This window comes from Bradyrhizobium sp. MOS002, from assembly GCF_003020115.1.
Taxonomy (GTDB): Bacteria; Pseudomonadota; Alphaproteobacteria; order Rhizobiales; family Xanthobacteraceae; genus Bradyrhizobium.
Window position 1 is genome coordinate 1 of the sequence record NZ_PYFX01000019.1, and the last position, 12,880, is coordinate 12,880.

Annotated in this window: 10 protein-coding genes and 2 pseudogenes; 4 read left to right on the plus strand and 8 right to left on the minus strand. The window is 56.0% G+C overall.

The genetic code is table 11. The annotated features are described in order from the left end of the window. Positions 1-287, plus strand: a pseudogene (locus C7G41_RS38130) (2-polyprenyl-6-methoxyphenol hydroxylase); the annotation flags it as partial. 12 nt (positions 288-299) lie between these two features. On the opposite strand, the pseudogene C7G41_RS38450 reads toward C7G41_RS38130, so the two are convergent. The 3 genes and pseudogenes from C7G41_RS38450 to C7G41_RS37115 form a co-directional block, all read right to left on the minus strand. Then, a pseudogene (locus C7G41_RS38450) lies at positions 300-473 on the minus strand (AraC family transcriptional regulator); the annotation flags it as partial. 36 nt (positions 474-509) lie between these two features. Beyond that, positions 510-710 (minus strand): DUF6494 family protein, encoded by a 201-nt coding sequence (locus tag C7G41_RS31360; RefSeq protein WP_106946156.1) that lies wholly within the window; start codon positions 708-710, stop codon positions 510-512. A gap of 710 nt (positions 711-1,420) precedes the next feature. Then, a complete protein-coding gene (locus tag C7G41_RS37115; protein WP_146159835.1) occupies positions 1,421-1,666 on the minus strand; it encodes a hypothetical protein in 246 nt (81 codons plus the stop codon). 1,574 nt (positions 1,667-3,240) lie between these two features. Here C7G41_RS37115 and C7G41_RS31370 point away from each other — a divergent pair. Continuing rightward, complete coding sequence (locus tag C7G41_RS31370) at positions 3,241-3,468, plus strand: hypothetical protein (protein ID WP_106946158.1); 228 nt, start codon at positions 3,241-3,243, stop codon at positions 3,466-3,468. A 729-nt stretch (positions 3,469-4,197) separates the two neighbouring features. On the opposite strand, the gene C7G41_RS31375 is transcribed toward C7G41_RS31370, so the two are convergent. Beyond that, the gene (locus C7G41_RS31375) at positions 4,198-4,521 is read right to left on the minus strand and encodes a helix-turn-helix domain-containing protein (protein WP_106946159.1); all 324 of its coding nucleotides are present in this window, start codon (positions 4,519-4,521) and stop codon (positions 4,198-4,200) included. An 814-nt stretch (positions 4,522-5,335) separates the two neighbouring features. Between C7G41_RS31375 and C7G41_RS31380 the strand changes: the two genes are divergently transcribed. Then, on the plus strand, positions 5,336-5,956 hold the full coding sequence (locus C7G41_RS31380; RefSeq protein WP_146159836.1) for a DUF4214 domain-containing protein: 621 nt from the start codon (positions 5,336-5,338) through the stop codon (positions 5,954-5,956). A 419-nt stretch (positions 5,957-6,375) separates the two neighbouring features. Here C7G41_RS31380 and C7G41_RS31385 read toward each other — a convergent pair whose 3' ends face one another. The 4 genes from C7G41_RS31385 to C7G41_RS31400 all read right to left on the minus strand — a co-directional run bounded on the left by C7G41_RS31385 (position 6,376) and on the right by C7G41_RS31400 (position 11,507). Then, on the minus strand, positions 6,376-7,671 hold the full coding sequence (locus C7G41_RS31385) for an HlyD family type I secretion periplasmic adaptor subunit (protein ID WP_106946161.1): 1,296 nt from the start codon (positions 7,669-7,671) through the stop codon (positions 6,376-6,378). A gap of 3 nt (positions 7,672-7,674) precedes the next feature. Beyond that, positions 7,675-9,402: a type I secretion system permease/ATPase gene (locus C7G41_RS31390; protein WP_106946162.1), complete on the minus strand. Its 1,728-nt coding sequence runs from the start codon at positions 9,400-9,402 to the stop codon at positions 7,675-7,677. A gap of 154 nt (positions 9,403-9,556) precedes the next feature. After that, a complete protein-coding gene (locus C7G41_RS31395; RefSeq protein WP_106946163.1) occupies positions 9,557-11,053 on the minus strand; it encodes a hypothetical protein in 1,497 nt (498 codons plus the stop codon). Positions 11,054-11,198: 145 nt separating this feature from the next. Further along, complete coding sequence (locus tag C7G41_RS31400; protein ID WP_106946164.1) at positions 11,199-11,507, minus strand: helix-turn-helix domain-containing protein; 309 nt, start codon at positions 11,505-11,507, stop codon at positions 11,199-11,201. Between the two features lie 288 nt (positions 11,508-11,795). Between C7G41_RS31400 and C7G41_RS31405 the strand changes: the two genes are divergently transcribed. After that, positions 11,796-12,683 (plus strand): SDR family oxidoreductase, encoded by an 888-nt coding sequence (locus C7G41_RS31405; RefSeq protein WP_106946165.1) that lies wholly within the window; start codon positions 11,796-11,798, stop codon positions 12,681-12,683. Positions 12,684-12,880: the final 197 nt, after the last annotated feature.

Genomic DNA, 12,880 nt, shown 5'->3' on the forward strand with positions numbered 1-12,880 from the left:
TCGAAGACGGCATCGCTCTCGCTGTCCTTCTCGAGGGACGAGATCCGGCCGAGGTGCCGGCCATCTTACCGCAGTACGAAACAATGCGCCGTGCCCGGACTGACGTCATTCAGGCCGAGGCGCGGAAAAACGGGCTGCGTTTTGATTCAAAATATGAAGACCTCGAACAACGCGATCGCGAAGTCGCAAACTCCGCCTCCTTCCGCAGATGGCTTTTCGATTATGATGTTGAGAACGCTGCCATTGGCCAGCGCCCGCACAATCAACTTTTGCCAGCTCATCGCTGATTGCTGCGGTCCGACCAGTCGCTTGGCGACTTTGAGCGCCGTTTCCGCGCCATGCCGCTGCCCGACCAGCGCCAGACCCAAATCTATTCCCGCAGTCACACCCCGCCCGGTGATCAGCCGCCCATCGCGCACATAGATCAAATCAGGGTCGACTTTTGCTCTTGAGAACCTGGCCGCCAGCGCCTGCCAAGAGGGCGGCAATGACGGGCGCTCCGAATATTGTCAAAGTGCAATTCTTTCCTCAATTACATGTTTCAGCAGCGTTCCCTCAGCGGACAAGGTCATGCGCAGTTTGAGCTCGCCACCTTTCACTGCCCCGCTACGCACGAGATTCTCAATTTCACGCTGCGATGTAACCCCGACATGCTTCAGAAATTTACGGATAGCCATATTGAAGCGGTCTTCATCGAACTCGGCGGTCATGGCTGTTCTCCAGGTTGACAGGCGAAGTCTACCACGAGGCGCGCCAAGACCAAAGATTAGAGACCCAACTCGCGTCAGCGCCGACTTCCTCACTAATGCGGTCAGATCCTGACCCAATGATAATCGCGGTGAGCCAGTTGTTCGGACGTGCAGACCCGGGGCGCCCCTCTGCTCACAATCCGCGTCAGCACTCATCACCCCCAAACCGGCGTGGTCAGCCTGGGCTCAGGCCGCAAAGCTGGCGAAGGCCAGCCGGTCGCTCCAAAGGCAATCAAGCCGTTCGCGGACTCAGGACAGTACACATCTTGCGCGACTCGACGTTGCGTCGCCGCTAGAACGCGAGGGGCGCATTTGTAACCCAACGGTGGCCAAAACCAACAGCTGCGGTCTCCGAGGGCTAGCTTGATCCAAGTGTTTGATCCTTAGAATGGTTGGGTGGGCGCACCGGAGGTCGAACCTCGGACCCGCTGATTGAGAGTCAGCTACCGACATGACATATCGTGAGGAGCTCTCCCGTTCCGTCTCATTTTCCATTGACTTCATTGAAGAGCATGGAATCGGCCCTCACGCGAGTTTGGACAATCCTCGATGCGCTCCACCGTCCGTGGCGGCAGCTTATCTATCGTCTCCGGGGGTGGCATACGGCCGAATCCTTCCCGGCTCGGACAACAGGTCATTGTTAGCTACGACAAAGAGCTCACGGCTGGCGCTCATGCCCTTACATCAAGTCTCTTTTGCAAGGTAAAAATCGTGGCAAGCAGATTATCGCGGCGCTTTTCCAGATTTCGGACTGATGGTGGTGGCGTGGTGGCGCCCGGGTTGCATTGGTCCTCAAATGCGGAGAGCGCCTTCAAATTCTCTTCAATGACCACAAGATTGTTCTTCAAGCCTTCGATCGTTGCATATAAACGGCCGGCAACCGGCGGCAAATCTTCGTTGGGATCATTATGAAACATGATTATCGACCTTCGCTTACGGGGCGCCACAACTGAGAGCATGCGAAAGCTTGTGATATGCTGGTGATCCCGGCAACCAACGATCGAAATTAAGCTAAGCAGTCAACGTTAATCGCAAAGGCAATGAGCGGAAAGGTCCTCTGCGGGCGCGAACGCCGCGCTGCACACGTCGACACCGAGGTAATCGGCAGAGCCCTATCGGTCGCACAGTACCGACTAACTCCGAGCATTGCGGATCGAATGGCTCCGCTAAACGGCAAAGCCTTCGCCGCACGTGAACAGGTGAGACGTGGCTTACCTCAACGATGCTGTTCGAGGATCATGCAATCCGATCCCTCCCGATGCGAGAGCGCAGCGAGAGCTCGATGAACCGCTTCGCTATAGCGCAAATCGTGTTTGTTCACATTCTCGTTCGCGTCGCGCAATTTGCTTCGATAGGATCGTCGTTTGTCCGCGTCTTTGTCATCTATAAGGACAAGCGTCAGTGCTTGCTGAAACTCGAAGTAAGGATCCCGCACGAACTCAACTCCTGCTTTCGATTTCCCGTCACACCGAGAGCAACGATATTGTAGCAAACGGCTCAACCCGATCGGGCCACGCTCAAGAAGGCCGACCTGTACGATTGTACAACCGTCGCCCCCGGCGCCAACCTCATTGAGCTTCCGAAATGTGGATGAGTTAAGGCTGCGGTAGTCCCAATGCGTCCGCGGGCCCGGAGCGCACAAGTCGGCGCACATCTCAAAGCCTGGCCGCGGCAACGGCACACCTGCTGTGATGGGACACGGATTACCCCCCGACCCTGTGCCGCGCAGCGAATTGAAATCGCTTAAGCACTTGCCCGCGGACATCAACGTGCGCGGCTGGCAAGTTCGGTCCATTCGTTGCGGTGCATGATCGGTAGTTGTTGATTTCCCGGTGATCTTAAGATTGCATGTGGTTGGGCTGGGAGACTTAAACTTAGTACATTTTCATTGCCAGCTCGGCCATTGTAGGGGCTGAGACAATTATGACAAAGCGAGACATTTTGCATTCCGAACTGGAATCCGTTTGCAATCTGGATTTGCCTCTCGTGAGATTTGCTGCAACTTTTTCCAAGGATCCAGAGGCGGGTCGAGATCCTCGCATCGGCTCGGCTGGCGGAATAGACCAAACCCCATCAGGAGCGACCAACCGCCGCAAAAGACGAAGCGCCTCTCCCGCGAAGTCTTAGAGTTTTTGGCCTATTGGCGCTGTTGCGGTTTCGCTCACAGGGTAAGAAGGCATCGAAGGACTTACTCTGGGTTGGAGATCCCATCGGATACGCACGAAGCCGTTGCTGGGAGGCATCAGCGCAGCCTGCTCGAGTTGAGATGCTTCAAGCGACCTGGCGGTGCAAACATTAGCTGCTGGTGGTTACGGGTGGGCAGCATCGGCACCAAACCCGGGAATTCTAACCCTACCCAAGAGAAGTGGGAGCGCGGCATTGTGCGGCCGAAGGATCGAGCTGCAACAAAGGTCGACCTAAAAGCCTCGGTCCCGAGAGTAAAACCAGATTCACATGTCACCCCTTTTTCGACTGCCTTGGGAGGCTACTCTTGTCGTCCGCAATCGAATTATCCGGTTACGTCCAGACAAAGAACCGCCGCGCACTTGAAGAGCTTCGAGCGCATCGGCGCAAAATGCTGGTAGACTTGCAGTCGATCACTGGCATCAGCCCGGCCAAATCTGTTGAAGCCGTTCAGGATGAAATTGCTGCAATTGAAGCCGGCCTGCAAGAACTCAAACCGCCTCCGGGCACGGTGCCAGAAAACGAGTGGCAGTAAGTCACACACCTTAGCCTAGCCGTTTAGCCGGCGTGCCCAAGCAGTCGTGCCGGTCGTGGCGATCGAGCCGCGTTTGGAGACAGCTGAGCTTTGCTACGGCGTCTCCCCGTCGAGATCATTCACCGTTCCTCGAGAACCTAATTGAGACAAGAGAGCTACGGGCAATCGCGCGTGCTAGAGGCATCCAAGCGCATCCTGAAGACTCGAAAATTGTCACTGAAAGGAAGCTCCCCGACCTTGGTTGCACAGCTTGTCACGCAACGCCTCATCATCAGGGATCGCTTCGGCTGCAGCCTGCGTTGCTTCGAAAGCCACCACAGCCGTCTGTCGGCCTCAACAGCAAAAACGTGAACTGATAAAGTGCTGCTTAGATCCTCGTAATCTATACCAAGCGGCATCATAGTTTAGGGGCCGACCGAGCGGGAGGCGGATAATTCTATGCTCACGCGCGACAATCATGGTGCGGATCTGCTCGCTGTCACAACGTGTGGGGAAACCAGGCAGCTGAGCGCCGGTGGGTCTCTGGGCTGACCAAAACCCTGAACACCTTCTGACCGGGGGGTCTCGACGGCGCGTGCCACATTCGGCTCTTGATGTTTTCGCAGCAATCGAGCGTGGAAACGATCATGTCGGCGCTCCGAGCGGTTCGCCGCAGCTATGTCGCCTAGTTGCCGCGAGCGAACCCGTTCACTAGCATGCAGCTCCGAATAGCCTGCAAACGAACGACGATTATGACATTGTGCCCAAACTGGGCCAGTGCCCGGCCCCAGAAACGACGAACAGGCGATGGGCCACAGGATCGGTGTGCTCCAAAACCCGCCCGACGAATTGGAAAAGCGGCAACTCCAATGCTTTCGACCAGCTGGCATAGTGCTGCGGCTCAATTCGGCCGATCCCACGCTCGAGCTGCGCGACGATGGTGTAAGGCTCCAAGCCGACCCGGGCAGCCAGCTCACGCTGCGTTAGGCCGAGATACTCGCGTCTTTCCCGCAGCAGATCTCCTCCCCGCTGGCGGAGCTCGCGCAGAGTATTGATGTCAAATGTGTAGCCCATCGAAGATATTCAGATGTTCCTGTGCAGAGCATCAAGCACAGATCAGAAGAGTCGAACAGGCGTATTATCACGGGGGTAGTCGATTGCTCCGACTACTCCGGGTTACCTGGATCGGACCGCAAAAGCGCGAATTGGCGTGTAACGGCTTCAATTTGCCCCAAAACAGCGCCGCAGGTGCGTACAGTAAACTTGATACCTCCGAGATTTTTGGATAGCTTAGGTTCGGGGAGAGATCAAATGAGTTACTATGTCCAAGCGCGAGACGGAGAAAGCAGCCTACGACTCGTCAGGGATACGCGCCAGGCTGCGGAGTTGGCGGCAATTGTGCTCAAAGAAAAGGGCTACTCTTGCGTGGAGATCATTGAGCTGAGGCAGACGCAGAAAGTCGCCTAGGCTGTCGCCAGAACAAAAGCGGCCGGCAGGTCAGCTGCGCCTGCACCGCCATGCCTTATTGAGCACGGCGTCGCGCCACGATGACGCAGCGGCTTTCAAGCCTTCACACGACGCAGTCGGCGGATGCAAAACGCCGGCCTCGTTGATACTCAACTCAAAAAGAGTCGGAGCTTCCGACGCTCACACGGTCGTGATCGACTCGCGCTATCTCTTTTCAAGTGGCGGTAGAGCGACCGTCTTCGTCGCGCACCTGGCTTACTCCACGACAGATGGAACACATCCGAGATGGCAACTGCAGTCGGGGAGCTTTCGGACAGGTACGTGGCTGCTCTTAAGTTAATCTTAATGTTAAGGCTTCGTTGACGAAAGCTCGGACAGCCGCCAAACCTACCTCGCACTTTAGAGTGTGTGGGAGAGTTTTGTGCCTATTCCCGACCCATTGGCTTTGGAAATCCTCGGCCGCCATGCCACAGCGGAGGAACTCGCGACCTGGAACAGTGTCGCTGACGTGATCAACAGCGCGGACGGGCCAAACTTCGTGGAGCCGCTGGTTCGGTTGTATGTAGGCATGTTCGGACGACTTCCCGACACCGTCGATCCGAACGCCGACTTCGATCATCCGCCTCAATCAGGCTTCTGGACAAACGTCAATCTGCTGCGAAGTGGACAAGTAAGCCTCATCGACATGGCAGAGGCATTTGCCCAGTCACAGGAAGGCTTCAGTCATTTCGGAGTGGCGGCGCAGTTGCACATTCCCCCAAGTTCCGCTTTCATTGAGAACCTCTATGAAACATTGCTCAACCGGCATGGAAGCGGAAGCGAGATCACTGCGTGGCAAGATCTCCATCTTGATATTGCTCACGTCGTGCTGGGCTTCACCGAATCTGCCGAATACAAGGCAATTTCTTACAGCTTCGAGGTTGTACCGGAAGCTCCGCCGCCTGCGCCCACAATCTACGACCAATTCCTCACGGAAGTAGGCGCGGCCCACCCTGACCAGCACATCAATGTAATTGGATCCTCAGCGGCCCACACCGTTTGAAGGCTCGGAGCTGCAGCTGATCACACACAGCCGCACCTCGCGCATGACAGGCCAGCTCTCATCGTTTAATGTGATGCAAGGCGAAGTCTAATCGCGAGCGGGTTCAATGCCTGCCGAGAAACCAATGATAGAGGACGTCCGGGTTCGTTATGGTCCCGGCACAATCCCACAAGGTCCTCTGCCGTTCCATGTGAGGGTCAGACGGCAACACGCGTGGTGGCCAGGGCCCGAGCTCTATGGAAAGGTCGTTGATCGTTTTCTCTTAGTGATTGGGTTAACCCCTGGAATGGTTTGGGCATCCCTTTCCTTTGGATGGCTGCCGGTATTGTTCATACTCGCGGAAGTGGTGCTTATCCGACTGACGGTCTATCGGGTCCTCAAGGGAACTTTCCTTGACTGAAGCGGCCCTCGCCCTTCGATCACTTTTCTCGCATCACCCCGCGCAATCGGTCTTTCAAAGGCCGAACAAGATAGTCCAGTACCGTACGTTCCCCGGTCGGGAAGATCACGTCCGCCGGCATTCCGGCGGTCAGGCGTTCCTTAATCGTCGAGGGGATTTCATCTGCGATTACCTGAGCAAGAAAATAGGGCTGCCTCGTCTGTTCATCCATCAGCCGGTCATGCGAAATCGTCGCTACACGGCCCATGATGATAGGAAGAATGCGGGTGTGAAATGCCGAGAACCGAATTTCGGCCGGCATTCCTGCTTGCAGGTTTTCCGTGTCCTGCGGCTGAACATGCGCCTGCACAATCAGCTGATCATGCTCAGGCACGATGTCCAGCATTGCTTCACCCGGCTTAACGACACCTCCGACCGTGAACACACGAAGATTTTGCACGACCCCCGAGCTCGGGGCCATGATGTCAACTCGGAAAAGAACGTCCTGCGCAACGCGAGTCTTTTCGCGTAGATCATTGATTTTCTGACGCGTTTCCTGCATCGCAGAGGCGACATCTTCCAGGAACTTCTGCCGGATCTGCCCGATCTGGAGTTGCGCCTCGCCAATTCCGTTCTGTGCCTTCGCCTCGTCGGCTATGGATCGGCCGATCAGCCCCTCCAATCGGCTCTTCTCGCGCTCAAGAGCCATCAGCCGGCTCTTTTGAGTAAGCTGCCTGTCAAACAAGTAGTGAACGTCGACGAGTTCTTCGTTGACAAACTTGAGCTGGTTCGTCGTGCCAGCCCTCTCCTGTTTCAGTCCCTCGATCTCGGAATTATACTGCTCAATCTTGGCTTCCAGGATCTTGGTTTGATTCCTCAGCGACGCGCGCCTCTCCTGAAACTGCGCCACCTGATCAGAGATGGCGGCGCCGACATTTGGTTCTTTTTCTCGATCGCTGAGCTCGCGTGGAAACCGAATTTCATTCGTTCCGTCGCGTTCGGCAACTAACCGAGCTTCCTGGGCGACAACCGTATCCAGCTGGTTCTTTTGTAGCTCATATCCTGCTTTGGGAGCGGTTAGGTCGAGGCGAAACAACACGGCACCCGCCTCGACGCGCTGCCCTTCGCGAACGAAAATCTCACGGACGATACCGCCCTCAAGATGCTGGACAGTCTTCCGATTGGTCTCGACAGAGATTACGCCGCTGGCCGTGACCGCACTGTCTAGCTTTGCGACTGCCGACCAGCCGCCGAGCACCACAAAGGTACCCGTGATGACGACGTAGCCTGCGACCGCAGGCACCTTCCAGCTAGGGATGGCATTCTTCTTCTGCATGTGTCAGCCCTGCCTTCCGGCTGCTGCGGCGCTTGGCATCGCCGCGATCCGTGGACCAGTCGCATTCATCAGCTTGGCGAGCACCTCGTCGCGCGCACCAAACATCGACACCCGCCCCATAGCGAGAACCAATAGCTTGTCGACAGCAGCCAGCATCGCGGTTTTGTGCGAAATCACGACGACGGTGCAGCCGGCGCGCTTCATTGAGAGGATCGCGTCCATCAGAGCGATCTCTCCTTCCGAATCCAGGCTCGCATTGGGCTCATCGAGCACAACCAGCGCTGGCTTGCCGTACAGCGCCCGCGCTAGACCGATGCGCTGACGCTGCCCGCCTGATAGAGCCAATCCGCCCTCACCGATCTGCGTGTTGTATCCGTCGGGGAGGTTCTGAATCAGTTTGTGCACACCAGCCATTTCAGACGCTGCAAATAGCTTCTCTTCATCCGGATCACCAAATCTTGCAATGTTTTCTGCAACTGTCCCGGCAAGCAATTCAACGTCTTGAGGTAGATAGCCGAGGTATGGCCCAAGTTGCTCACGGTTCCAATGAGCCAGCTCCGATCCGTCGATTCGAATCTTGCCAACGGCAGCTCTCCACACGCCCACCATCGCACGAGCCAAGCTCGACTTACCTGCCGCGCTCGGACCAATAATACCTAGGACTTCACCCGGCTGCAGCGCGAACGAGACCTCACGAATAACAGGTTCCTTACCTCCCGGCGGAACGACAATGATGTTTTCCACCGAGATCGCGCCTTGAGGTGCTCTCAATGCAACTTTGTCCGGCTCCACGGGTAAGATGCTGACAAGGTTACGAATGCGATCGTAGGCAGATCGCGCCGCCAGAAAACCTTTCCACTGCGAGACAGCAATTTCGACCGGCGAAAGTGCCCGCCCCATGATGATGGAGGCGGCAACCATGGCACCCGCCGAGGTCTCTTGGTTGACGGTCAGGTAGGCTCCGACACCAAGTATTGCAACCTGCAAAAACGCCCGGACAAACTTACTAATCGCGACCAGGATCCCTGCTCGGTCGCTCGCCTTCGCCTGCAACTGCAATCCTTGCTCGTGGCGTTCCGACCAACGCTCGCGCAAGCCCCGCAGCATTCCCATAGCATAAAGAACGTCCGCATTGCGGAAGGTGGCCGAAGCATAGGAGTTGGCAACGACCGAACTGCGGGAGGCTTCCTTGAGTTCGTTGCGCGTTAGTAATTCATTAGCCAACGCCAACGAGAATATCAGTATGGCACCGACGCCGGCCACATAGCCGAACCAGGGATGCATGATGAAGCATCCAAGCACAAACACTGGAACCCACGGCGCATCGCAGAATGCGATCAGCCCACTGCCGGTCAGGAACTCCCTGATCGTGTCGGCGTCCCGCAGGACCTGGACATGGCCGGCACCCGGTTGGGCCAGGCTGCCGCGCAGCACGGTATCGAATAGTGGAGCTTTCGCCCGGTCGGCAAACAGCAGACCAAGCCGCACCAAGATGGACGAACGAATTTTCTCGAGCAGCGAGTAGACGATCAAGAGAAACGCCGCGATGATTGTAAGCGCGACCAAGGTTCCTATGTTGCGACTGCCAAGAACCCTGTCATACACTTGGAGCATGTACAGCGGTCCGACAAAGGCCAGCAGGTTGATGAAGAAGCTGAAGACGATCGCCGTCGCAAAGCCCGGGCGAATGGCGCGGAAAGCGTCAGTTAGAAAACTTGGGTGTTTCGACATACTTTAGCTTCCCGCAAAAGAATTACTAACGCCGCCTCACGCAACCTCGCCAGCCAGCAATTGGCTGTGTATCGAACAAGCACTTTCCCCGACGCGGCAACGCCACATCCCTCTTCATATCAGAGAACCGTTAAGCAATGGCTGACTGCCGGCATCACACTAGGCCAGCATGGACCGCCTGCCCTAGGATGCTAATGGTTGAGCCGTCAGGCATCCGCCACGTCTCAAGCCCAAACTGGTTGGACGTATAGTGCGACAGGGTTGTGTCGACGATCAGAATGTCCGTTCCAAACGTCTCAATCTTCCACTCAGCGGTATGGTTTATAAACGCCTCGACCGCGTGTTCGGCGGCAGCATCGAAATTATGCGTCGAACCGGTCACGTTCCACACGCCGCTCGTCACGTCACTCGTAGCGGTGGCCTTAACCACCATTGGGTCGATGTTCACCTCCTGGCCGGATTGGCCCGTCGGGGCGAATTGGGCAAATGTCGCCTGGAGGGCGTCAGGAAGGCTTCCGGCAGTGAGCGCAACCAGATGTACACTTTGCAGGTCGATGTGGAGACCCTCGTACACGCCATTCATGACGCTAATGGCATCGGATGTACCGCCAAGTTGCAACGAAGCAACCGCTCCCGAAGATCCGTGGGCGCTCATCGAAGCTTGCGACACGCCAACCTCGGTCGGCTGTTTCATGGCCTCGGCGAACGCTAAAGTCTGAGCAGCGGTCTGGATCTGTTCGCTCCGTTCTACGTCGCCCCGCCAGTCGTTCGCGTGCCCCTCAACGCCTGGTCGGAGTGAATTCAGCGCGGTGGTCTCGTCGCCGACGGAACGTGACGAAGGGGAGTGATCCGTTGCCAAGTTCAGGTTAGTAAATTCTGTAGTGGTTGCGCTCGCCTGCGCGTCCGCTTGCTTCTCCACACCACCGGAAAGACCGTTGTGGGTAGCCTTTTCGAACGGGTCAGTGCCCAGAGCAGCCGTGTCGAATGCGCCGTCCGTGGCTGCATGCCTTGCCACCGAGGCTTCATGTGTCCAATGATCGCCGAGAACGCTCCCCTCCTCCAGCACAGCTAGCTCTGCAAGCTTATACAAGGAATCTGCGGCGAAGGTGTCCCAAACGGCGGCAACAACCAGAGCAGAAAGGGTCGTAAAACTATGCCCGTTGAAGAAAGAGCCAAATATCTTTTCGCCGCTTCGATTGGCGTCATCGGGTGCCGAACTTACTTCCGCGCTCTTGACGTAACCCGTCACGACCAGAGCTGCCAGAAGCGCTGCAGGATGCAAGAAAACGGTGGATCGGCGCGAATTCGCCTTGGGCAGGATGTAGGGATGATCGTGCAAAAGCTCGCGGACCAGCCCGTTGAATTCCCGTCCACGGAACACACGATCGGTCAAATTCGATACGATCACGTACTCGCCGTCAATGCGCGCAAAGTGGACGATCACTTCATCATTATCTTGACGGCAAAAGACAAACCACGGGTCGCCCTCATCAGACAGGCCGCGATCAGTGCAAATTGAAATGCCCGAATTCACCAGCGCAGCTTCGACGCGATAAAACTCCGCGAGCTCTTGCTGACTCCAGTCCCCTGCAACCCTCTGGGGACGAAAAAAAGAAAGAACCTGTTGTCCTTGCAACATCACGATACCCAACGGTAATTCACAGCATCAAAAAATGATTTGCGAACCCAAAAAGAGTCTGGAATTCGCGGAGCAGCAAGCGCTACTCGAAGGCTGGTGCAATCACGGCCCGTCGTCGTTTTATTTTAGGAGGTCTATTCTGAAATTAGTCGTTCGATCAGCCGTTTTCGTTCGCCCCGAACAGAATCGTATATGTTACGGGATCATAATACCGCAACAAGTTCCTGACAAACACATCTGCTTTCACCCCTAGAACATCCGCCCATACAAGGTAGCGGTCAGGCGGGATCCGGCCTCGCCCGGATTCAAGCTGAGAAATGAAAGTGTAGTAGCTGCCACCGACCTTTTCGGCCATCTGCCGCTGAGACAATCCACGCTTCTCGCGTAGGTCCTTTAGATAAAGCCCCGCCTCCCGGCGAAGCTCTGCAACTTCTGGAGAGGATAGCTTTTGCTGGTTTGAATACATCTGATCACCGCCAAATGGCGCCCTCCAGAAATACGCAGAAATTCACTGCCGTGCCAATAGTTAGGACTTTGTATAGTATACTTGATACCCCTTGTCTATGCACTACCCGTCTTCGGGACGACCAAGGCTCGCAGGTGCCGCAATTTCGATTGACCGCAAGCCCTGCCGGGGCTTAGTCGAGCCACCGGATGGAGACGACTTTGGTTGCAATCATCACGAGCAAGACCGGTCAGACTCGCGCGATCAGAGCTCAATTCAATCTGCTACCTGACGGCATGAAAGAAACGTATGCAAAGCTTGGTCATTGGCGCCACGGGAATAGTGGGCTCACTGATAGTCGAGAAACTGGCGCAAATGGGCGAACGGCCATATGCACTCTCGAGGCGTCCGCAAAACTCTCGTGACGGCATCACATGGATTGAAGGCGATCTGGATAGGCCGGACTCTTTGTCCCTTCCCTCATGCGACGTCATCTATTCGACCGTTCATCCAGCCCTCTTGTCAAAAGTGCTTCGCGGTCTGGATTTGCCCCACACCAGGCGCATCGTATTCTTCACGTCCACAAGCATTCTGACAAAGTTGAATTCAGATGACGTCGCGGAGCGCGCAAATGTGCGCAAGCTCGCGGACGGTGAATATCGTCTCCAGACAATTTGCGAAGAGCTCAAAATCGGCTGGACTGTTTTACGTCCCACTCTCATCTATGCTGAAGAAAAAGATGCGAACTTGACCCGGGTCGCGAATTTTATACGTCGGTTTGGCTTCTTTCCTCTCGCCGGCTCGGGAAACGGTCGCCGTCAACCCGTTAGCGCACAAGATCTTGCGCTGGGCGCCGTCCTCGCTGCATCGATGCAGCAAACGTCAAATAGAACCTACGCCGTTCCCGGAGCAGAAATTGTAAGCTACCGCGAAATGATCGGTCGGGTTTTTGACAGTTTGGGACGCCGCCGCTTGATCTTACCCGTTCCTCAGCTTGTTTGGAGACTTGGATACAAGGCGTTGCAGCGATTCTTCCCCGGCACAAATGCAAACATGGGCAGTCGAATGTCAAAAGACATGGTTTTCGACGGCTCGCTTGCGGCGAGAGACTTCGGCTGGAATCCCAGGCCTTTTCGGCCCAAATTTGCTCCTCAGATTTCGTCTCACTCAACGAAGGGCGCGCCCTTTCACCGTTGAGCTCCGTACAAAGGATTGGTGCTAAAAGAGAACAGCTTAGGTTCGAGGCTGTTGAACGAGCTTACGAACGAACTCGCCGGGCACCGACCAAGGCGCGAGTAGAAGTCGTCTTCTCGTGCTACCGGTTTGCCAACTCAGTCAGCTACTTCATCACCGCTGTTTTTTCGTCGTGCCCCCGCTATACGGACTGAGCGTCC

Excerpts from the sequence above, each read along its gene's own strand:
- C7G41_RS31375 (WP_106946159.1), bottom strand. The coding sequence starts at position 4,521 with ATGGGCTACACATTTGACATCAATACTCTGCGCGAGCTCCGCCAGCGG.
- C7G41_RS31400 (WP_106946164.1), bottom strand. The coding sequence starts at position 11,507 with ATGTATTCAAACCAGCAAAAGCTATCCTCTCCAGAAGTTGCAGAGCTT.
- C7G41_RS31405 (WP_106946165.1), top strand. The coding sequence starts at position 11,796 with ATGCAAAGCTTGGTCATTGGCGCCACGGGAATAGTGGGCTCACTGATA.
- C7G41_RS31385 (WP_106946161.1), bottom strand. The coding sequence starts at position 7,671 with ATGCAGAAGAAGAATGCCATCCCTAGCTGGAAGGTGCCTGCGGTCGCA.
- C7G41_RS37115 (WP_146159835.1), bottom strand. The coding sequence starts at position 1,666 with ATGTTTCATAATGATCCCAACGAAGATTTGCCGCCGGTTGCCGGCCGT.
- C7G41_RS31390 (WP_106946162.1), bottom strand. The coding sequence starts at position 9,402 with ATGTCGAAACACCCAAGTTTTCTAACTGACGCTTTCCGCGCCATTCGC.
- C7G41_RS31360 (WP_106946156.1), bottom strand. The coding sequence starts at position 710 with ATGACCGCCGAGTTCGATGAAGACCGCTTCAATATGGCTATCCGTAAA.